The organism is Sphingomonas sp. jy18, from assembly GCF_056931895.1.
On the sequence record NZ_JBXPBT010000003.1, the window covers coordinates 204,545 to 224,711 of the forward strand.

At 64.9% G+C, this 20,167-nt stretch carries 17 protein-coding genes and 2 pseudogenes; 6 read left to right on the forward strand and 13 right to left on the reverse strand.

Annotation, left to right across the window (positions count from 1 at the left end):
- The first annotated feature begins 51 nt into the window (after positions 1-51).
- The gene (locus AC0QC4_RS09470; RefSeq protein WP_483659647.1) at positions 52-828 is read left to right on the forward strand and encodes an esterase/lipase family protein; all 777 of its coding nucleotides are present in this window, start codon (positions 52-54) and stop codon (positions 826-828) included.
- Positions 829-837: 9 nt separating this feature from the next.
- Positions 838-1,470 (forward strand): hypothetical protein, encoded by a 633-nt coding sequence (locus AC0QC4_RS09475; protein ID WP_483659648.1) that lies wholly within the window; start codon positions 838-840, stop codon positions 1,468-1,470.
- 24 nt (positions 1,471-1,494) lie between these two features.
- On the opposite strand, the pseudogene AC0QC4_RS09480 reads toward AC0QC4_RS09475, so the two are convergent.
- From AC0QC4_RS09480 to AC0QC4_RS09490, 3 genes and pseudogenes are all read right to left on the reverse strand, one after another.
- Positions 1,495-1,620, reverse strand: a pseudogene (locus AC0QC4_RS09480) (3-deoxy-7-phosphoheptulonate synthase); the annotation flags it as partial.
- A gap of 11 nt (positions 1,621-1,631) precedes the next feature.
- A complete protein-coding gene (locus tag AC0QC4_RS09485; protein WP_483659649.1) occupies positions 1,632-1,862 on the reverse strand; it encodes a BrnA antitoxin family protein in 231 nt (76 codons plus the stop codon).
- 292 nt (positions 1,863-2,154) lie between these two features.
- Positions 2,155-3,528, reverse strand: a complete 1,374-nt coding sequence (locus AC0QC4_RS09490; protein ID WP_483659650.1) for a class II 3-deoxy-7-phosphoheptulonate synthase — start codon at positions 3,526-3,528, stop codon at positions 2,155-2,157.
- Positions 3,529-4,058: 530 nt separating this feature from the next.
- On the opposite strand from AC0QC4_RS09490, the gene AC0QC4_RS09495 reads away from it, so the two are divergent.
- Together AC0QC4_RS09495 and AC0QC4_RS09500 are read left to right on the forward strand one after the other, a co-directional pair.
- On the forward strand, positions 4,059-6,497 hold the full coding sequence (locus AC0QC4_RS09495; protein WP_483659651.1) for a TonB-dependent receptor: 2,439 nt from the start codon (positions 4,059-4,061) through the stop codon (positions 6,495-6,497).
- An 86-nt stretch (positions 6,498-6,583) separates the two neighbouring features.
- Positions 6,584-7,249, forward strand: a complete 666-nt coding sequence (locus AC0QC4_RS09500; protein WP_483659652.1) for a cyclic nucleotide-binding domain-containing protein — start codon at positions 6,584-6,586, stop codon at positions 7,247-7,249.
- Positions 7,250-7,361: 112 nt separating this feature from the next.
- Here AC0QC4_RS09500 and AC0QC4_RS09505 read toward each other — a convergent pair whose 3' ends face one another.
- From AC0QC4_RS09505 to AC0QC4_RS09530, 6 genes are all read right to left on the reverse strand, one after another.
- Positions 7,362-8,792 (reverse strand): aldehyde dehydrogenase family protein, encoded by a 1,431-nt coding sequence (locus AC0QC4_RS09505; RefSeq protein WP_483659653.1) that lies wholly within the window; start codon positions 8,790-8,792, stop codon positions 7,362-7,364.
- Positions 8,793-8,910: 118 nt separating this feature from the next.
- Complete coding sequence (locus AC0QC4_RS09510) at positions 8,911-10,569, reverse strand: acetolactate synthase large subunit (protein WP_483659654.1); 1,659 nt, start codon at positions 10,567-10,569, stop codon at positions 8,911-8,913.
- 162 nt (positions 10,570-10,731) lie between these two features.
- On the reverse strand, positions 10,732-12,561 hold the full coding sequence (cobT, locus tag AC0QC4_RS09515) for a cobaltochelatase subunit CobT (protein WP_483659655.1): 1,830 nt from the start codon (positions 12,559-12,561) through the stop codon (positions 10,732-10,734).
- A gap of 63 nt (positions 12,562-12,624) precedes the next feature.
- A complete protein-coding gene (locus AC0QC4_RS09520) occupies positions 12,625-13,791 on the reverse strand; it encodes a hypothetical protein (protein WP_483659656.1) in 1,167 nt (388 codons plus the stop codon).
- 69 nt (positions 13,792-13,860) lie between these two features.
- On the reverse strand, positions 13,861-14,865 hold the full coding sequence (gene cobS, locus AC0QC4_RS09525) for a cobaltochelatase subunit CobS (protein WP_483659657.1): 1,005 nt from the start codon (positions 14,863-14,865) through the stop codon (positions 13,861-13,863).
- Between the two features lie 90 nt (positions 14,866-14,955).
- Positions 14,956-15,504, reverse strand: a complete 549-nt coding sequence (locus tag AC0QC4_RS09530) for a J domain-containing protein (protein WP_483659658.1) — start codon at positions 15,502-15,504, stop codon at positions 14,956-14,958.
- Between the two features lie 154 nt (positions 15,505-15,658).
- Between AC0QC4_RS09530 and AC0QC4_RS09535 the strand changes: the two genes are divergently transcribed.
- Both AC0QC4_RS09535 and AC0QC4_RS09540 read left to right on the forward strand, forming a co-directional pair.
- Positions 15,659-15,928 (forward strand): BolA family protein, encoded by a 270-nt coding sequence (locus AC0QC4_RS09535; RefSeq protein ID WP_483659659.1) that lies wholly within the window; start codon positions 15,659-15,661, stop codon positions 15,926-15,928.
- Positions 15,925-16,842, forward strand: coding sequence for a pirin family protein (locus AC0QC4_RS09540; RefSeq protein WP_483659660.1), 918 nt, complete (start codon positions 15,925-15,927; stop codon positions 16,840-16,842). The genes AC0QC4_RS09535 and AC0QC4_RS09540 overlap by 4 nt, the downstream gene beginning before the upstream one ends.
- A 6-nt stretch (positions 16,843-16,848) precedes the next feature.
- Here AC0QC4_RS09540 and AC0QC4_RS09545 read toward each other — a convergent pair whose 3' ends face one another.
- The 4 genes and pseudogenes from AC0QC4_RS09545 to AC0QC4_RS09560 form a co-directional block, all read right to left on the reverse strand.
- Positions 16,849-18,873 carry an ATP-binding protein gene (locus AC0QC4_RS09545; protein WP_483659661.1) on the reverse strand — a complete coding sequence of 675 codons (2,025 nt, stop codon included), beginning with the start codon at positions 18,871-18,873 and terminating at the stop codon, positions 16,849-16,851.
- On the reverse strand, positions 18,870-19,544 hold the full coding sequence (locus AC0QC4_RS09550; RefSeq protein WP_483659662.1) for a CPBP family intramembrane glutamic endopeptidase: 675 nt from the start codon (positions 19,542-19,544) through the stop codon (positions 18,870-18,872). Before AC0QC4_RS09550 ends, AC0QC4_RS09545 begins: the two co-directional genes overlap by 4 nt.
- A 65-nt stretch (positions 19,545-19,609) precedes the next feature.
- A pseudogene (locus AC0QC4_RS09555) lies at positions 19,610-19,717 on the reverse strand (biotin carboxylase N-terminal domain-containing protein); the annotation flags it as partial.
- Between the two features lie 6 nt (positions 19,718-19,723).
- Positions 19,724-20,161: a hypothetical protein gene (locus AC0QC4_RS09560; RefSeq protein WP_483659663.1), complete on the reverse strand. Its 438-nt coding sequence runs from the start codon at positions 20,159-20,161 to the stop codon at positions 19,724-19,726.
- Positions 20,162-20,167 lie beyond the last annotated feature (6 nt).

A 20,167-nucleotide genomic window follows, 5' to 3' on the forward strand; every position in this document is an offset into this window, starting at 1 on the left:
CGCCGGTTCGTTCACCCCGTGCCATAGTGCCACGCAAGGACCATTGTCCCTATGACCACTGCCACCGCATCCCGCCTCGCCCCGCCGCACCGCCTGCTGATGCTGGCCGAAGGGCGCGCGATCTTCGAGCTTGGCTCCTTCTACGCGCTGCGCGGCCTGCTCGGGCGCTTGCCCAAGGGTGACGGCCACCCGGTGCTGGTGCTGCCCGGCTTCATGGCCGGTGACACCTCGACCAAGCCGATGCGCGGTCTGCTCGACGATCTGGGTTATGAAACGCACGGCTGGGGCCTCGGCCGCAACGTCCGCATCGACAGTATGCGCGAGCGCGAGATGAACGATGTGCTCAAGCGCATCGCCGACAAGGCCGGGCGCAAGGTCTCGATCGTCGGCTGGAGCCTGGGCGGCGTCTTCGCGCGGGAGATCGCCAAGGTGCAGCCGGACAATGTCCGCCTCGTCATCTCGCTCGGCAGCCCGATCAGCAATGACCGCAGCGCCACCAACGCCAGCCGGCTGTTCGAATATCTCAACGGCAAGGAACCCGAGCCCGTGCGCGAAGGCCGCTACCGCGACCTAGAAACCGCGCCGCCGGTGCCGACCACTTCGATCCTGACCAAGACCGACGGCATCGTCGCCTGGCGCGGATCGGTGCAAAAGGGCGGCGGCCAGACCGAAAATATCGAAGTCCTCGCCAGCCACTGCGGCTTGGGCGTCAATCCGTCAGTGATGGTGGCGATTGCGGATCGGCTGGCGCAGCGCGAGGGGGCGTGGAAGCCGTTCGAGCGGACTGGGCTGCGGGCGCTGATGTTCGGGAGTGTGGGGGCGCATTGAGCAGCCAAAATGCGGCTGTTTATGGGTGGAAGGCGAACAAAGTTTCTATACAAAGAGGCAATGTTCAAAAGACCGAAACCAAACGGCAAAGGCGTCGTTCCTGATCATCTAAAAGATCGATTTCGCTATTTGGACGGGCTTGCGCCGGCCACAGCTTTGGGGCCATGGTGTGAATTGGCGATGGTCGCTATCGGGGGCCTCGAGCATATTGGGTTTGCGCCGAATTCCGACCTACTTTTGGTTATTTCAACGAGCGGACGCGGCGTTGTTGACTGCGCCACTGGCTGTAAAATCGGAAGAGATGAAGTTGAGTATTACCCCGATTGTGGGTCTCTAGAAGCCGAAGGCATAAGCCCGTTGGACGGGCAGCATATACGTATGGCCGGAATCTACGGGGGCGGTTTACCCCGCACCACTGAGGACGGCTGGCTCATCGAGCTGCATCCACTATCGTGGCCACAAGAAGAGCTTTTTTTGTGCCCTCCGGGTCAGACGATGTTGTGGAACTCTTCTGCGACGGAGCCAGCATTGTTCAAAATGCGGCCGCTAGCTTCATCATTGACAGCATACGGCTTTTCTCCAACCGGCAAATCGCTTGTCATTGCGACATCGTCAGATTTGCAGATATATAGTCGCGCTTAACGACCCCAACTGGGTCGCATCCCGCTACGCCGCCGCCCGTCGCCGCTCCTGCATCTTCTGATTCAGCATCTCCGCCAGCAGAAACGCCAGCTCGATGCTCCCCGCCGCATTTAAACGCGGGTCGCAGTGGGTGTGGTAGCGATCGGCAGGGGCCATTTGCTTCAAATCCGACCATTAGCCACAAGATCGCCCAAAGCGGCATTGACGCGCGTTGGCCAGCCGGGGCCGCTGCCTCGCAGATGCTCAACGGTCTTGGCGTAGAGCCTGATCTTCACTTCGACCTTTGGCGCATCCGATTTCGGGCGGCCGCGCCGGGATGGCTGCATTTTAGACATGAACGCGGCATCCATCGGCGGATTGTCGTCGTGAACATCGGGGTCAAATTTCTGCATCGGACGCCATCATAGAGCAAGCTGGTGATGTTTGTCATTCCCGCGAAAGCGGGAATCCAGGAACGGCAAAAGCCGTGCTGTACCGCTCTAGATTCCCGCTTTCGCGGGAATGACATGATAGTTCAATTAGTGAAGGTGGATAGGCCACACCCCTCTCCTGCTGTGCGGGAGAGGGACAGGCGCGAAGCTCCAAGGTGAGGGTGTGTAACGAGAGCAGCGGTGCCCTGACACACCCTCACCCTCGCCGCCTCCGGCGTCTTTCCCTCTCCCGCATGCGGGAGAGGGATTATTGCTAAGCCGCCGCCCTCCGCCGCTCCTGCATTTCCTGATTCAGCATCTCCGCCAGCAGAAACGCCAGCTCGATGCTCTGCGCCGCATTCAATCGCGGGTCGCAGTGCGTGTGATAACGATCCGCCAGATCCATCTGCGTCACGTCCACCGCGCCGCCGGTGCATTCGGTGACATTCTGGCCAGTCATCTCGATATGGATGCCGCCGGCGTGCGTGCCGGCCGCGCGATGGACGGCGAAGAAGCCGCGCACTTCGGCGAGGATGCGCTCGAACGGCCGCGTCTTGTAGCCATTGTCGGTCTTGATGACATTGCCGTGCATCGGGTCGCATGACCACACCACCGGATGCCCTTCCCGCTCGACCGCGGCGACGAGGCGCGGCAGGCCGCTCTCGATCTTGTCATAGCCGAAGCGGCTGATCAGCGTCATCCGGCCCGGCGTGCGCGCGGGGTTGAGCGTGTCGAGCAGGCGCAGCAGGCTGTCCGGCTCGGTGCTCGGGCCGATCTTCATACCCAGCGGGTTGCCGACGCCGCGCAGATATTCGACATGCGCCGACCCTTCGAAGCGGGTGCGGTCGCCGATCCACAGCATGTGCGCGCTGGTGTCGTACCAGTCGCCGGTCAGGCTGTCCTGCCGGGTCAGCGCCTGCTCATAGGGCAGCAGCAGCGCCTCATGGCTGGTGTAAAAGCTCGCGGTCTTGAGCTGCGGCACGCTGTCGGCGTCGATGCCGCAGGCGGCCATGAAGTCGAGCGCCTCGCCGATGCGGTTGGCGACATCGCGATATTGCGCCGCCCATGGGCTGCGGCCCATGAAATCATGCGTCCAGGCGTGGACCTGTTGCAGGTTGGCATAGCCGCCCGAGGAAAAGGCGCGCAGCAGGTTGAGCGTTGCCGCCGACTGCGAATAGGCGCGGATCATCCGGCTGGGATCGGGCACGCGGCCTTCGGGGGTGAAGGCGATGTCGTTGATGATGTCGCCACGGTAGCTGGGCAGCTCTACCCCGCCGACCGTCTCCATGTCTGCCGAGCGCGGCTTGGCAAACTGCCCGGCCATGCGCCCGACCTTTATCACCGGCAGCTTGGAGGCGAAGGTCAGCACCACGGCCATCTGCAGGATGACGCGGAAGGTATCGCGGATATTGTTGGGGTGGAATTCGGCAAAGCTCTCGGCGCAGTCGCCGCCCTGCAACAGGAAGGCGCGGCCTGCGGCGACCTTGCCCAGCTCGGCGGTCAGGTTGCGTGCTTCCCCTGCAAACACCAGCGGCGGGAAGTTGGCGAGCTCGCCCTCGACGCGCGCCAGCGCATCGGCGTCCGGCCAATGCGGCATCTGCCGTGCATCGGCCTGTTTCCAGCTATCGGGGGCCCAGTTCGCGGCCACGCGACGTTCCTTTCACTTTGCGTTCATGTCTCAGGGGGTCGCGCAATGGCCCCCTTTGTGGCTTTTGCCTAGCCCCAATTAGGCCGTGAACTCATAAATTGCACGATCGAGGCGGTGAAATGGCGGAGCCGAAGGCCAGCGTAGCTGAACATATCGGGTTCAGGCGGCCGCTGCGGGTGGTGGTTCCACCTGCAAGGCCGCGTGGAGCCGAGATCGAAGCCATTTCACCGCCCCGCAGGGGTTCGACCCATTTTGTCCATGGCTGCGTTGGCAAGGCTGGAGATAGAACCACTATCCCTGCGCCTTGCCGCCTCGCCCTGAACAAAATGGCCTCGAACCTCGAACGTGCAATTTATGAGTTCACGGCCTCATCGATCACACAAAACAGGATTGTTTTCTTGCGCAGCAATCCCACTTGGCGTTGAGACCAAATCACGGTCGCTGCACCATATTTTTGCGACAATAGACCGTCACAGGCTGTCACCCGCAGTCCAAGGACGCACAGTTCATAACCAAAAGGCGCTCCCCCCATGCCTCGTCTCTCCCTCCCCGCCCTGCTCCTGTCGGGCATCGCCTGCAGTACGGTCGCTCCCGCTGCACTCGCCAGCGAGCGGACCATGCTCGACGCCGAACAGCCGGTCGAAGCACCGGACGCCGCCGCCGCGGAAGGTGGCGAGGAAGGCGAGGACAGTTCGGGCGACATCATCGTCACAGCCACGCGCAGCCACAATTCGGTCATCTCCGATATTCCTGCCGATGAAATCCTCGATGCCCAAGCGGTGGCAGCGTACGGCGCGAGCAACATCGGCGATCTGGTCACGGCGCTCTCGGCCCAGACCGGCTCGGGGCGCGGGCGCGGCAGCGGCCCGCCGGTGGTGCTCGTCAACGGCCGGCGCGTGTCCGGCTTCGGCGAGATCCGCAACCTGCCGCCCGAGGCGATCGAGCGGCTGGAAATCTTCCCGCCCGAAGTCGCGCTCGATTACGGCTATTCGGCCGATCAGCGCGTTATCAACTTCATCCTCAAAAGGCAGTTCAACGCCATCACCGTCGAGCTGGAAGGCGGCACGGTGACCGACGGCGGCCGCTGGTCGCAGGAAGTCGAGGCCGGCGTGTTCCGCATTTCCGGTGACGGCCGCATCAACATCAACGCCGAATACAACCGGGCAACGCCGCTGACCGAGGCGGAGCGGGACATAATCCAGGCGAGCGGCATCGCCAGCGAAGGCGCGCTGCGCACGCTGCTCGGCGGCAGCGACAGCTTCAGCGTCGACGGCACGATCGCGCGGCCATTGACCTCGACCATCGATGCCTCGCTCAACCTGCGCTACGATCTCTCGCAGACGCTGAGCCTGCAAGGGCCGCAGGCGCTGAACCCGGGCGAACCGCTGCAGGCCGATTCCGACAGCAACACCTTCCACGCCGGTGCCAGCAGCAACGGCCGCCTCGGCCGCTGGCGCTGGACGCTGACCGGCAATTACGACCGGGCCGAAGCGCGCGTAGCGAGCGAGCGGGACGATCCTGCGGGCGGCCCGCTCTTGGTCGACCGCACCCGCTCCCTCTCCAACACCGCGGATGCCGATGCCGTGCTGTCGGGCAGCCTGTTCGATCTCCCCGCCGGGCCGATCCGCAGCTCGCTGCAGGCCGGCTGGCGCAATATCGACTTCGAGAGCGTCAGCCAGCGCGGCGCCAGCATCGTCGAAACCGACCTGGGGCGCACGGCATGGACCGGCAGCGCCACGCTCGACCTGCCTATCGCCAGCCGCAGAGAGGACGTGCTGGCACCGGTCGGCGATCTTGCGCTCAACGCCCGCTACGCGCTGCGCGATGTCAGCGATTTTCGCCTGCTCAAGAGCTGGACCATCGGCCTTAACTGGTCACCGCTCGAACGGCTCGACATGGTGATCAGCTGGGTGGGTGAGGAGAATGCGCCGGGCGTATCGCAACTCGGCGCGCCGGCGCTGACCACGCCGCTGCGCACCATCTTTGACTTCACCCGCGGCGAAACCGTGCTCGCGGACGTGATCACCGGCGGCAATCCGGACTTGCAGGCCGAGCGGCGGCGCGATTTCCGCGCGCAGATCAACTGGCGTCCGATTGCGGACACTGACCTGCTGCTGACCACCAGCTATGCCCGCACGCGCAGCCGCAACACCACCGCCGATTTCCCGCTGCTCACCCCGGAAATCGAAGCCGCCTTCCCGGGCCGGGTGGTGCGCGACGGCAGTGGCCAGATCGTCAGCGTCGATCAGCGCCCGGTCAATTTCGAGGCAACCTCCGGGCGGCAACTGCGCAGCGGCATCAGCTATTCGAAAAGCTTCGGTCAGCCGCAACGCGGGCCGGGCGGCCTCGCAATTCCCGGTGGCGGTCGCGGGCCGGGCGGCGGCGGCGGCCCTCCGCCGGGCGCCGGGCGCGGCCCCGGTGGCGGGCCCGTTGGCGGAGGCGGTTTCGGGCCGCGCGGTCCGGGCGGGTTCGGCGGGCCCGGCGGCGGCGGCCGCTGGAGCGTCGCAGCCTACCACACCGTGTTGTTTGAAGACGAAGTTCTGATCCGCACGGGGGTGCCGGTGCTGGATCTGCTCAACGGATCGGCGACGGGCGGCAATGGCGGGTCGTCCCGCCACAGCGTCGAGTTCGACGGCGGCTGGTTCAACAACGGCATCGGTTTCCGGCTCAACGGCACCTGGCGGCAAGGCTCGACCGTGATTGGCGGCCCGGTCGCCGGCGGCGGGACGGCGAGCGACCTCCGCTTTTCCGACCGGATGACGGTCAACCTGCGCGCCTTTGCCGACGTGAGCCGGATCAGCGACAATCCGCTGTTCCGCAACATGCGCGTCCGGCTGGCGGTCGACAACATCTTCAATGATCGGCAGACGGTGCGCGACGACAGCGGCGTCATCCCGCTGCGCTACCAGCAAGGCTATCTCGACCCGCAGGGCCGGTACATCGAATTGTCCATCCAGAAGCGGTTCTGACCGGTGCGGCGGCCGGGTGGCCTGCTTGACGCCTGGCCAAGCCACCGTCAGTCTGGCGCAGGTTTCCCTGATGGAGGATCGCGCCGATGACCGCATGGATCGACACCGGAGGCCTGCTGCTGCTCGCCGGCGGTCTCGTCGCTGCCGCCTCTGCAGTCAGCGGCGGGCGCTGGCTGCGGGTCGGGCTGGCGCTAGCGGCGGCCGTGGTAATCGTCGATGCGCTGCTGCGTCCGGCGGGTATCGCCGCCCCTGCCCTTGCCGCCATCGTGCTGGTCGCCAATGGATTGGCCGTCCTGCGCATGGCAGGCGGCAACCGGCTGGACGGCGACGATGCGCAGGCCTTTTACCAGCGCCATCTTTCCCGCCTGACCCCGGCACAGGCCAGCCTGCTGATCGCGCAGGGCAATTTCATCGAAGGTCGGGCGGGAGAAATCCTCACCCGCGAAGGCGAGCCGGTCGAGAGCCTGCATTTCCTGGTGGATGGCGTAGCTGCGGTGCTGGTCGACGATGCGATCGTCGGTCGGCTCGGGCCGGGCGACCTCATCGGCGAAGCGGCCCTGCTCGGCGAAGGCCGCGCCAGCGCCACCGTCCGCCTCGCGGCAGAGCGCAACCGGCTGTGGTTCATTGCCAAGGACCGGCTTACGGCCTTCCTCGCGGTGCAGCCCGCGATTGCCGCCGAGCTCAATGCCGCGACCGTATCGGCGCTGCGCGACAAGCTCGAGCGGGTTAACCGAGAGCGCGCGACGGGGTAGGACAGCCTCACCCTGAAACGTCATTGCGAGCGTAGCGAAGCAATCCAGAGCAAACGTCCACTGCCCTGGATTGCTTCGCTACGCTCGCAATGAGGACCTATATCTCGTCAGGCTACGCCCGCCGGATCAGCAGGTTCCTGATCTCGCTCATGTCTTCCATGGCGAAGCGCACGCCTTCGCGGCCAAGCCCCGAGTCCTTGACCCCGCCATAGGGCATGTTGTCGACGCGGAAGCTCGACACATCGTTGACGCAGACGCCGCCGACGTCGAGCTTGTCCCACGCCTTCAGCACCTTGTGGATGTCGTTGGTGAACAAGCCCGCCTGCAGGCCGAACTTGCTGTCGTTGACCTCCGCCAGCGCCGCATCCCATTCGGTGAAGCTCGAGAGGATGGCGAGCGGGCCGAAGGCTTCCTCGCGATAGGCATCGGCGCTGCGGTCCACGCCTTCGAGCAGCGTGGCTTCGAGCATATTGCCGGTGCAGCCGCCGCCCACCAGCAGCGTGGCACCGCCCGCCACCGCGCCATCGATCCAGCCCTTCAGCCGGCTCGCTTCCTTCTCGGAGATCATCGGGCCGATGAAGGTGTTGCGGTCCTTGGGATCGCCTGCAATCAGCGTCTTGGTTTTCGCCACCAGCATGTCGCGGAAGCGATCGTAGATGTCGGCGTGGATGATGATCCGCTGCACCCCGATGCAGCTCTGCCCAGACTGGTAGAAGGCGCCGAAGATGATGCGTTCGAGCGCATGATCGAGGTCGGCATCCTTGTCGACCACCACCGCGGCATTGCCGCCGAGTTCGAGCACCACCTTCTTCTTGCCCGCCTTGGCCTTGAGATCCCAGCCGACACCCGGCGAACCGGTGAAGCTCAGCAGTTTCAGCCGCTCGTCGGTGGTGAACAGGTCAGCCCCGTTGCGGCTGGCGGGAAGGATGCTGAACGCGCCCTCGGGCAGGTCGGTCTCGGCCAGCACCTCACCCATGATGATCGCGCCGAGCGGGGTCAGCGACGCCGGCTTCATCACGAACGGGCAGCCGACCGCGATGGCCGGGGCGATCTTGTGCGCAGCAAGGTTGAGCGGGAAGTTGAACGGCGAAATGAAGCTGCACGGGCCGATCGGTACGCGGCGCCACATGCCCATATAGCCCTTGGCGCGAGGACTGATGTCGAGAGGCTGGACCTCGCCATAGTTGCGGGTCGCTTCCTCGGCGGCGATGCGGAAGGTGTCGATCAGCCGGGTGACCTCACCTTCGGCATCCTTGATCGGCTTGCCCGCCTCGACGCACAGCGCATAGGCGAGTTCGTCGAACCGCTCGCGGAAGCGGACCACGCAATGATCGAGCACCGCCTGCCGCTCATAACTCGCCATCTCTGCCATCGGCTCGGCAGCGCGCACGGCACCGGCAATCGCCTCGTCGATGACATCGGGCGTCGCCAGCGCGGTACGGAAGGCGACCTCGCCCGTGAACTTGTCGGTCACCTTGAGATCGGTGTTCGGCTGCGCGGCCTTGTTATTGAGGTACAGCGGGTAGGTGTCGTTAAGTTTCATTGCGCTTCTCCCCCCTCCCGCTTGCGGGAGGGGTCGGGGGTGGGCCTGTCGGGGTGGCGCTGCGACCACCTCTGGATTCCCGCTTTCGCGGGAATGACAAGTTTGTGAAACCCTTTGCTCACAACGCCTTGCTCAACTCCTTGATGTCCTTGTTCAAAATCTGGTCGTTCTCGGTGTAATCCACCGGACAGTCGATCAGATGCACACCCGGCGTATCGCGGCAATGGGCGAGCAGTTCCTTCAAGTGCGCCGCGCTCTCCACCCGATGCCCGTGCGCGCCATAGCTTTCGGCATATTTGACGAAATCGGGGTTGCCATAGGTCAGACCGAAATCGACGAAGCCCATGTTCGCCTGTTTCCAGCGGATCATGCCATAGGCATCGTCGCGCAGGATCAGGACGGTGAGGTTGAGGCCGAGGCGGACGGCGGTTTCCATTTCCTGGCTGTTCATCATGAACCCGCCATCGCCACAGATCGCCATCACCTTGCGCTCGGGGTAGAGCATGGCGGACATCATCGCGCTGGGCAGCCCCGCGCCCATCGTCGCCAGCGCATTGTCGAGCAGCACAGTGTTGGGGTGGTAGGCGCAATAGCCGCGTGCGAACCAGATTTTATAGACGCCGTTGTCGAGGCAGATGATGCCGTCATTCGGCATCGCCTCGCGCACGGCGCGCACCAGATGCGGCGGGAAGATCGGGAAACGTTCGTCGGCGGCAAGCCTCTCGGTATGCTCGACCTCGGCCTTGCGGAAGCGCAGCAGGTCGTCGCATTTCCAGTCGACGTTGGGGACGATGTCTTCCTTCATCTGCCAGATGGCGTTGGCGATGTCGCCGATCACCTCAATGCCGGGGAAATAGACCGGGTCGACCTCGGCGGTCTTGGTCGAGACGTGGATCACGGTCGGCCCGCCAGCGCGCATGAAGAAGGGCGGTTTTTCGATCACGTCATGGCCGATGTTGACGATGCAGTCCGACGCCTCGACCGCGCGGTGAACGAAGTCGCCGGCGGAGAGTGCGGCGCAGCCGAGGAAACGCGGGTGCCGCTCGTCGATGACGCCCTTGCCGAGCTGGGTGGTGAGGAAGGGAATGCCGGTCTTCTCGACGAACTGCAGCAGCATCCTGCTGGTCATGGTCCGGTTGGCGCCCGCGCCGATGACGAGGATCGGGTTCTTGGCCTTTTCGAGCGCCGTCACCGCCGCGCGCACCGCCTTGGGGTCGGCGCTCGGGCGGCGGGTGAGGCTGCGCGGAATCGGCACGCTGTCGGTATGCTCGTCGGCGATATCCTCGGGCAGCTCGATATGCGTCGCGCCGGGCTTCTCCTCCTCGGCCAGGCGGATCGCTTCGCGCACGCGGCTGGGGATATTGTCGGATGACGCCATCTGGTGCGTGAATTTGGTGATGGGCGACATCATCGTCACCACATCGAGGATCTGGAAGCGACCCTGCTTGGATTTCTTGATCGGCTTCTGCCCGGTGATCATCATCATCGGCATGCCGCCCAGCGTTGCATAGGCGGCTGCCGTGACGAAATTGGTCGCGCCCGGCCCCAGCGTGGCGATGCACACGCCAGTCTTGCCGGTGTGCCGGCCATAGGTCGCGGCCATGAAGCCGGCGCCCTGCTCGTGCCGTGTCAGGATCAGCTTGATCTGCTTCGAGCGCGACAGCGAGTCGAGAAAGTCGAGATTTTCCTCACCCGGCACGCCAAAAATATATTCGACACCTTCGGCCTCCAGGCATTCGATGAACAGATCGGACGCTTTTTTCCCCGCACCGGACATATGTTCCCCCTACCGCGCATTAGACTCGCGCCCGCGTCATTGCGGCGCAGCCATGATCAAGGGCAACCCGTGCGGCTGGCGCGAGCCAGAATTGCGTGCCCCGGCCGTCGATTCCACCTGCGTCTCGAGGTGTAGCGAAGGCGGCGGTCGGAGTCACGGCTGCTATTTCTGGATGTCGAACAATCCAGCAAGTTGATCAATAATCGCGCCGCCCAGCTGCTCGGCATCCATGATCGTCACCGCTTTACTGTACCAGCGCGTCACGTCATGGCCGATGCCGATGGCGACAAGTTCCACCGGCGATTTGGTCTCGATCCAGTTGATCACCTGCCTGAGATGCTGGTCGAGATAGCCACCCGAGTTCACGCTGAGCGTGGAATCGTCGACCGGCGAGCCATCGGAGATCACCATCAGGATGCGGCGGTCCTCAGGGCGGCCGATGATGCGGCTGTGCGCCCAGACCAGCGCCTCGCCGTCGATATTCTCCTTCAGCAGCCCTTCGCGCATCATCAGGCCGAGCGAGTTGCGGGCGCGGCGATAGGGTTCGTCGGCGGGCTTGTAGACGATGTGACGGACGTCGTTGAGGCGTCCCGGATTGGGCGGACGGCCGGCGGTGAGCCAGTCCTCGCGCGCCTGCCCGCCCTTCCAGGTGCGGGTGGTGAAGCCGAGGATCTCGGTCTTGACGCCCACCCGCTCGAGCGTGCGGGCAAGGATATCGGCGCTGATCGCGGCTATGCTGATCGGCCGGCCGCGCATCGAGCCCGAATTGTCGATCAGCAGCGTCACCACCGTATCGCGGAACTCGGTATCCCGCTCCACCTTGTAGGACAATGACAGGGTCGGGTTGGCGACGACGCGCGCCAGCCGCGCGGCGTCGAGCGTGCCCTCATCCTGATCGAAATCCCACGCCCGGTTCTGTTGCGCCATCAGGCGGCGCTGCAGGCGGTTGGCAAGGCGGGTGACCGCCGATTGCAGCGGGATCAACTGCTGGTCGAGGAACCCGCGCAGGCGCGCCAGTTCCTCGGCATCGCACAATTCGGTCGCGGCGATGGTCTCGTCATGCTTGTCGGTGAAGACGCGGTAGGCAAAATCGGGGATGTCGTGATGCGGGCGATTGGGCCGGGTCGGCATCGGTGCATCGTCGCCCTCCCCGCCCATCTCATCCTCTTCATCGCCGTCCAGCGCCTCGAGGTCCACATCGCCGTCCTGCGTGTCTCCGGCTTCGCCCTCGCGCCACTCCATGCGCGCTTCGGTCTCCGCCGCGCCGCCCGACTGGTCCTCTTCGCCGTCCTGTTGCTGTTCGTCGGGCTGCTCGGCGTTGCTTTCGCCTTCCTCGTCCGGCTCGCTCGGTTCGAGCGGGTTGTCCGGTGCCAGCAGGTCGAGATGCTGCAGCATCTGCCGCGTCTGTTCGGCAAACGCTGCCTGATCGTCGATCAGCAAGGCAAGCGCATCGAGGTCTGCCGCCGCCTTGGCAGTGATGCCTTCGCGCACCAGCGCGAGCCCGGCCACCGCCGACTCGGGAGCGGGCAAGGCGGCAAGATGCTCCCTGACCAGCAATTCGACCGCGGTTGCCATCGGGACGTCTGCCGCTGTGCGCGCGCGCGCAATGGGGTCGCTGGCGAGCCGCGCGGTGGTCTCCGCCGACAGATTGGCGTGCAGTCCTGCCATACGCCGCGCGCCCAAAGCGGCGACGCGCGCCTGCTCCACCGCATCGAACACCGCCGCGGCGGTGGCATCGACGGGTCGGTGTCGTCCGTGCGTTGCGGCATTATGATGCTTGAGGCGCAGCGCCAGCGCATCCGCCTGCCCACGCGCGATCGCCACCTGCCCGGCGGGCAGCGCGCGCGAGGGCGAACCGATCTTGAAAGCGCGGCCCACCGCGTGCGGCGCGTCTGCCGTGAACCCGACCTCGATCTCCGGTTCGCCCGTCAGCGCACGCGCTGCACCGGACAGGACGGATTTCAGGTCATCGAGAGGATTGTCCTTGGCCATGCCCCTGCATTAGGCAGGCGTCAGCGGCACGCAAGGCGCAAATGCGCCGACAGCGAAACGCGCCTATTTGAAAAAGCGAGTCTGTACCATTGGCTGGTGCAGCATCGACGCGGCGATCAACTCTGCGGGCAGGCTTGCTGCCACCGCGGGGTCGATCGCGGCTTCCGCACCCAGTTCGTGGATGCAATCGACCACGCTGTCCGCGCCGTCCTGGCCCGCGACGTCGATCATGCCGTTGATCCAGTCGGCAAAGGCAGCGGCATCGTCGCCAGCGAGGCGCTGCTGGCGCGGCAAGGAAGAAACAACCTGGCGCCACGCCGCCGCCTCGGCCGGATAATCGGTCCCGACAAGGCGGTGGCCCAGCCGGGAGACGCCGATGCACATATGGTCGATTCCCGCGACAGCCCAAGGGAAGCCCGATCCGGCACGCAAGCGCGCCGGCGCCCCCGGCACCGAATCGTCGAACAGCCAGTCGCGCAGGGCATCAGCTTCGGGCTCGGTCTCAGGCTCGGGTTCGGCAAACCGCAACGGCACCACTCTGCCCCCGGCAGGCATCCAGACATTGTCCGGAGCATGCGCTGCAGCGATGGGGCTTTCTGGCGAATCGACGGGCTGCTGGTCCACTTCGGGGTTGTGCGACTGCAGTGGCGCCGCCTCAGCGGGCAGCGATGCTGTCGGCACAAAGTCCGTGGGCAGAGCGATGTCCATGGCAGGCGTTTCGTCCATGGCAGGCTGAGACGCTGCCGCTGGTGCCGGATCCTCCTCCGCCGCAGCGCCATCGTCTTGCGCGGCGTCACTCCCGGCAATCGCCGGTTCGGGGGCTGGTTCGAGGGCGGCCTCGTCGGTCCACTCCTGCTCGGGCTCAGGTGCCTCCGGCTCCTCGTCGGGAGCGACATGCGCTGCTGTCGTCATGCGCGCCAGCCGGGCAGACATCGATGCATCGGCCACCGTATCCGGTTCCGGGCCTCTCGGCTGCCTTTCGCTCTGCGCTGCCTTGGGGATGACGATGCGCTGCACGGTCTCGCGCGGGCGCGTCCGCCAGATGTAGACGGCGACCACAACGCAACCGAGAACGGCCAGCAAAGCACCGCCCAGCAATGCCACGCTGCCGGCATCGGGCTGATACTGGGCAGCCCCGCTATAGCCTCTTGCCATGGTCCAGGCGGCGTTGACCGCGATGAGCAACGCGATCACGAAATTCACGACGACGATGGCAAGGTATCTGGTCATTCTTGCGGTCCCGAGCGGTCTGACGCCCAGGTGCTAGCAATGAACCGGTTAATTATCCGCCAACTATGGTCAGGATGTGCCGACCACGCTCTCGGGCAAATCCTTGCCGAACACCCGCTGATAATATTCGGCAACCAGCATCCGCTCATTCTCGTCGCACTTGTTGAGGAACGAAAGGCGGAAGGCGAAACCGACGTCCTTGAAGATGGTCGTATTCTGCGCCCAGCTGATCACGGTGCGCGGACTCATCACGGTCGAGATATCGCCGTTCATGAAGCCGGAACGGGTCAATTCCGCCACCTTGACCATGTTTTCCACCATGGCCTTGCCCTTGGGATCGTCATATTCGCCGGACTTCGCCAGCACGATGCGCGCCTCGGTCTCCGCCGGCAGGTAGTTCAGCGTAACCACGATGTTCCAGCGGTCCATCTGCCCCTGGTTGATCTGCTGGGTACCATGATAGAGGCCGGTGGTGTCGCCCAGGCCGACGGTGTTGGCAGTGGCGAACAGCCGGAACCAGGGGTTGGCGCGGATGACGCGATTCTGGTCGAGCAGGGTCAGCTTGCCGTCGGCTTCGAGCACCCGCTGGATCACGAACATCACGTCGGGCCGGCCCGCGTCATATTCATCGAACACCAGCGCGGTCGGCGTTTGCAGCGCCCACGGCAACAGCCCTTCGCGGAACTCGGTCACCTGTTTGCCGTCGCGCAGCACGATGGCGTCGCGCCCGACCAGATCGATGCGCGACACATGGCTGTCGAGGTTGATGCGCACGCACGGCCAGCTCAGCCGCGCCGCGACCTGTTCGATGTGCGTCGACTTGCCGGTGCCGTGATAGCCCTGCACCATCACCCGGCGGTTGTGGGCAAAGCCCGCGAGGATCGCCAGCGTGGTGTCCGGATCGAAGACATAGGCGGGGTCGAAATCGGGCACGCGTTCATCCGCCTCGCTGAAGGCGGGCACCGACATGTCGATATCGATCCCGAACGTTTCCCGCACATCGACAGTCTTGTCGGGCGCGGCGAGCACCGTGGCATTGCGACTGTCGGGCTGGCTATTGGGGAGATCGGACATGGGCGGCTTTCCGTTAACGTGAAGCAGCCCCATGCCGCAAAGCATCGGCGACGAAAAGCGCAAATCACATCCCCGGCATCGCCGGTGCGCTCACGATCGGTGGGCGGCCTGCTTGCGGACAAGCTGATAGGCCTCGACGACCGCCTGAAGCTGCTTTTCATGGCTGCGATCCCCGCCGTTGCGATCCGGATGGTAGCGGCGCACCAGCGTCGAATAGGCACGGCGCACCGCCATGAGGTCGGCGCCCGGCGTCAGCCCGAGCACGCGATATGCCGATCGCATCTCCGCGCTTATCCCCTGCGCCCGATCCTCGGCCGCCGCACGCACCTTGCGATAGCGGGCGCCGATCGCATCCATCGGGTCCCTGAAGTCCGACCATTTCGGCGGTGCGTCCGCCCCTACCGAGGAGAAGGCGCGAGTCTCCCGCTCCCAGCCGCCATAGGGCGCCTGCGCGTCGGCAATTTCGTCGGCGCTCATGCCGTCGAAGAAATTATAGCGCGCGTTGAACTCGCGCACATGCTCCAGGCACAGCCAGCGCCAGTCGCCCGGCCCGTCGAAACCCGGCCGACGGTCGCCGGGCGCGCGAAATTCGCCGGTCTCCGGGCAGCCGGCGATCGCGCAGGGCCGGTCGCCGGGCACGCGGCCGTGAAAGCGGGGGGAATATCGGTCTGCCAAATGCCGTGATAGCTCCGCCCGTCGCTGAAACGGGATTGTCGCCGGAGCGTCCTTTCCCTAGCACATTTAGGAAACCCGCCTCCCCGGTTGCAAGGCGGCCAGTGCAGAAAGATGCAGCATGGGTCCCGTCGAAACACAGATAAACCAGCGTCTCGCCGCCGCGCTGTCGCCCGACCAGCTGCTGGTCAGCAACGACAGCGCCAGCCACCACGGCCATGCCGGAGACGACGGCAGCGGGGAGTCGCATTTCAACGTGACCATCGTCGCGCAGGCTTTTGCAGGCAAATCGCGCGTGGAGCGGCAGCGCATGGTCAATCATGCCCTCGGCGCGTTGCTGCGCGACTCGATCCATGCGCTCGCCATCAAGGCGAAGGCGCCGGGCGAATGAGCGCGCCCGGCCCGATTCTCGAGACCGTCGCGCCATCCAGCCATGACATCGGCGCCTTCGAAGTCCGTCGCACCCTGCCCTCGCGCGGACGGACGATGGTTGGCCCGTTCATTTTCGTCGACGCCTTCGGTCCGGCGCAATTCGATCTGGGTACGGGCATGGACGTGCGCCCGCACCCGCACATCAATCTGTCGACCGTCACCTATCTGTTCGATGGCGCCATTGGCCACCGCGACAGCCTCGGCACCGTGGCGGTGATCGAACCAGGCGCGGTCAATCTGATGACGGCGGGCAGCGGCATCGTCCACTCCGAGCGTTCGCCGCTGGCCGAGCGCCAGCGCGCGGCGGGCAGCCACATGGGCCGCATCTACGGCATGCAGACCTGGCTCGCCCTGCCCGACGGCAAGGAGGAAATTGCCCCGGCTTTCGAGCATGTCGGGGCTGGCGATCTGCCGGTGATCGGCGACGGCGGCGTCGAAGCCCGCGTGATCATGGGCAGCCTGTGGGGCGCGACCGCACCGACGACCCAGCAGGCCGCGACCATCTACGCCGACATCCGGCTGGGCTGCGGCAGCAGCGTCCCCATCGACGCCGGGGCGGACGAGCGCGCGCTGATCGTCGTCGGCGGCAGCGCCACGCTCGACGGCCAGCCACTCGCACCACAATTGCTGCACATCCTCAAGCCCGGCCACGCCGCCACGCTGGCGAGCGAGGATGGGGCCATCGTCATGCTGCTCGGCGGAGAAGCCTTTACCACCCGGCGCCACGTCTGGTGGAACTTCGTCAGCTCCAGCCGGGATCGGATCGTGCAGGCGCGCGAGGACTGGAATGCGCACCGCTTCCCGGTCGTGCCCGGCGACGATGCGGAGCGGATCGAGATTCCGGCGGTACCGAAGACCGTCAGCTATCCCTGACCGCGCTCATTCCATTTCAAGGATGATGGCATCCACCGCTAGGCTCTCGCCCTGCGCGGCGTTGACCGACTTGACCACGCCGCTTTTGCCGGCGCGCAGGATATTCTCCATCTTCATCGCCTCGACCACGGCGAGCGGCTGACCCGCCTCGACCTTGTCGCCGACACCGACGTGCAGCGCCACCAGCAGCCCCGGCATCGGACAGATCAGATAGCGGGAGAGATCGGGCGGAATCTTCTCGATCATGTGGCCGGCGAGCGGCGCGACATGCGCTGGCAGGCACGTCGCCTTGTGGCTGGCCCCGCGCGCGGTGAGCATGAAGCCGCTGCGGGTGCGCGCGATGCGCACGGTCAGCGGCGCACCATCCACCTCGGCCTCGATCAGCCGGTCACCCGGCGTATATTCCATCGCCAGGTCGAGCGGTTCGCCGTCCACGGCAATCTCGTCCTCGTCGAGCTCGACCAGATGGGTCGCCCCGCCGATCGTCACTGCCCATTCGGCGGGCGGGTGCAGCCGCTTGCCGAGCTGCCCGTCGACCCGCCGCGCCCGATCCGCCTCTGCCGCCGAGGCAAAGCCGGCGATGGCGGCAAGATTGCGCAGCAGCTCCGGTGACGCGGGCGCGCCGGTAAAGCCATCGGGATATTCCTCGGCAATGAACCCCGTCGTCAGTTCGCCCGAGCGGAAACGCGGGTGCTGCATGATCGCGCTGACAAAATCGATGTTGTGGCCCAGCCCCTCGATCTCGAAGGCATCGAGCGCGGCGATCTGCTTGTCCGCTGCGTCGTCTCTGGTTGGCCCCCAGGTCACCAGCTTGGCGATCATCGGGTCATAGAAAATGCTGACCTCGCCGCCCTCATAGACGCCGTCATCGACGCGCACGCCATCGACACCGCGCCGCCCGTTGGCGCTGCCATCGTCGGTCCAGCCCTCGACCGGCGGCTGATAGCGCACCAGTCGCCCGGTCGAGGGCAGGAAGCCGCGATAGGGATCTTCGGCATAGACGCGGTTCTCGATTGCCCATCCGTCGATGCCGATATCGTCCTGCGTGAAGCCGAGCTTCTCGCCGGCGGCAACGCGGATCATCTGCTCGACCAGATCGATGCCGGTGATCGCCTCGGTCACCGGGTGCTCGACCTGCAGGCGGGTGTTCATTTCGAGGAAGTAAAAGCTCTCGCCGCTCGGGTCGGCGCCCGAGACAATCAGCTCGACCGTGCCCGCGCTGTAATAGCCCACCGCCCGCGCCAGCGCGACGCACTGCTCGCCCATGGCCTTCCTCATCTTGGGCGTGACGAACGGCGATGGCGCTTCCTCCACCACCTTCTGGTGGCGGCGCTGGATGCTGCATTCGCGCTCGTTGAGGTAGAGGATGGTGCCGTGCTGGTCGCCGAGGATCTGGATTTCGATGTGGCGGGGATTGAGGATGAACTTCTCGATGAATACGCGGTCGTCGCCGAACGAGTTCAGCCCCTCGCGCTTGACCGCCTCGAACCCCTCGCGGACATCGGCTTCCGAATAGGCCAGCCGCATCCCCTTGCCACCGCCGCCGGCGCTGGCCTTCATCATCACCGGATAGCCGATCTCGTCGGAAATGCGCACCGCATGCTCGGTATCCTCGATTTCGCCGACGAAGCCCGGAACGACGTTGACCCCAGCCGCCTTGGCCAGCTTCTTGGACTCGATCTTGTCGCCCATCGCCGCAATCGCACCGACCGGCGGCCCGATGAACGCAATCCCCTCCGCCGCCAGCGCCTCGGCAAAGGAGGTGCGCTCGGACAGGAAACCGTAGCCCGGATGCACCGCCTCCGCGCCCGTCGCCTTGCACGCCTCGATGATCTTCTCGGCCACCAGGTAGGACTGCGCCGCCGGAGACGCCCCGATATGCACCGCTTCATCAGCCATCTTTACGAACGGAGCACGCGCGTCGGCGTCGGAATAGACCGCGACGGTGGCAATGCCCATCCGCCGCGCCGTCTTGATCACCCGACAAGCGATTTCACCACGGTTGGCGATGAGGATTTTCTTGAACATCATTCTTTTCCAGTTTCCACAACCTGTCTGCCGTTGCCGCGGGCAGATACTGCTTTTCCTGCCAACATAAGGGGCGCATCGACGATGAAGTGCGCGAGAACGGCAGCCCACAGCCCGCCTGACAGAAACGCGGCTGTCATCAGCATGCCGACGACGGTGACGAAAGCCAGATGCGCCAATCCCCACGATGCACGATGTGCAAGGACGAACACGACAAGGGGGATCGCTACGGCAGCGCCGTGATTGACGCCAGCCGCCATGAGCCCGCCGATTGCAGCGAAGCGGAAGATCAGTTCTTCCGCACCTGCGGCAGTGCACAGCAGGAACAGCCTCTGGGGCAAGGACGCCGAGGCGATGGTCGCCAATGTGTCGGTCGAAGGAGGCGTGCCGCCCAGCTTGCTCGTGATGAAGACATAGAGGGGGAAAGTCAGAAAGGCGAGCACACCGAACAACAGCCCGTAGCCCAATTGCGCCCAGCCGAAGGTGAAAAGGCCCGCCCTCGCCGCATCGAAGCCTTGCTGTTGCAGAGCCAGCCAGCAGGCACCAGCGGCGACCACCCAGAGAGCTGTCGCTGCGATCAGGCGGGGGCGGATACCTCCGTTCCCGAATATCCCCGCCGACCGCAAGAACACGACCAGGCTGGCACCCAATAGCGCGGCAGCGGCGGCTATCACGCCGCCGCCTCCAATGTCCGGCACGCCCGCATCGGCTGCTCGGTCGCTAACGTCACAAAGGGCTCATCCTCATCGGAATAGACCGCGACGGTGGCGATACCCATGCGCCGCGCGGTCTTTATAACCCGGCCAGCGATTTCGCCACGGTTGGCAATGAGGATTTTTTTGACCATCGATTGTTACTCTTCCTCAATTCTGTTTTGGTTTGTCAAACGAGCACGCCGGACGATCAATTCGGATGTTCGTGGGTCTAGATTGGCATAAAATCGAGCACGAAAGCGCTCTTGTTCTGGTTCGAACACCGGCACCCCGCAAACAAAGATGATTTCATCTGGGTTGGTAGCGTAAAAGTCATCGTACCAATTCTGATAATCGACCTCGATCGGGCGGCTTCGCAATTGAAGATTGAGCGGATTCTTCACGATCCGGTGGACCCGCAGGGTACAACTACGCCGCTCTACCGAGCAGTGCGCTGTCGCCTCGAAAACAACATCGCTGACTCTCTCATACCAGTCATCTGTTGGGTCACCACAGGCAAGTGCAGCAGAAGGTACAAGCCCCAACAGCAGCGCAGTTGCGAGCAAACCCGGCACACGCCCAACTGCCAGACTTCTCATCCCCAT

Excerpts from the sequence above, each read along its gene's own strand:
- AC0QC4_RS09540 (WP_483659660.1), top strand. The coding sequence starts at position 15,925 with ATGAGCGCGCCCGGCCCGATTCTCGAGACCGTCGCGCCATCCAGCCAT.
- AC0QC4_RS09475 (WP_483659648.1), top strand. The coding sequence starts at position 838 with ATGCGGCTGTTTATGGGTGGAAGGCGAACAAAGTTTCTATACAAAGAG.
- AC0QC4_RS09470 (WP_483659647.1), top strand. The coding sequence starts at position 52 with ATGACCACTGCCACCGCATCCCGCCTCGCCCCGCCGCACCGCCTGCTG.
- AC0QC4_RS09520 (WP_483659656.1), bottom strand. The coding sequence starts at position 13,791 with ATGACCAGATACCTTGCCATCGTCGTCGTGAATTTCGTGATCGCGTTG.
- AC0QC4_RS09505 (WP_483659653.1), bottom strand. The coding sequence starts at position 8,792 with ATGAAACTTAACGACACCTACCCGCTGTACCTCAATAACAAGGCCGCG.
- AC0QC4_RS09485 (WP_483659649.1), bottom strand. The coding sequence starts at position 1,862 with ATGCAGAAATTTGACCCCGATGTTCACGACGACAATCCGCCGATGGAT.
- AC0QC4_RS09535 (WP_483659659.1), top strand. The coding sequence starts at position 15,659 with ATGGGTCCCGTCGAAACACAGATAAACCAGCGTCTCGCCGCCGCGCTG.
- AC0QC4_RS09560 (WP_483659663.1), bottom strand. The coding sequence starts at position 20,161 with ATGAGAAGTCTGGCAGTTGGGCGTGTGCCGGGTTTGCTCGCAACTGCG.
- cobT (WP_483659655.1), bottom strand. The coding sequence starts at position 12,561 with ATGGCCAAGGACAATCCTCTCGATGACCTGAAATCCGTCCTGTCCGGT.
- AC0QC4_RS09545 (WP_483659661.1), bottom strand. The coding sequence starts at position 18,873 with ATGATGTTCAAGAAAATCCTCATCGCCAACCGTGGTGAAATCGCTTGT.
- cobS (WP_483659657.1), bottom strand. The coding sequence starts at position 14,865 with ATGTCCGATCTCCCCAATAGCCAGCCCGACAGTCGCAATGCCACGGTG.
- AC0QC4_RS09510 (WP_483659654.1), bottom strand. The coding sequence starts at position 10,569 with ATGTCCGGTGCGGGGAAAAAAGCGTCCGATCTGTTCATCGAATGCCTG.
- AC0QC4_RS09500 (WP_483659652.1), top strand. The coding sequence starts at position 6,584 with ATGACCGCATGGATCGACACCGGAGGCCTGCTGCTGCTCGCCGGCGGT.
- AC0QC4_RS09495 (WP_483659651.1), top strand. The coding sequence starts at position 4,059 with ATGCCTCGTCTCTCCCTCCCCGCCCTGCTCCTGTCGGGCATCGCCTGC.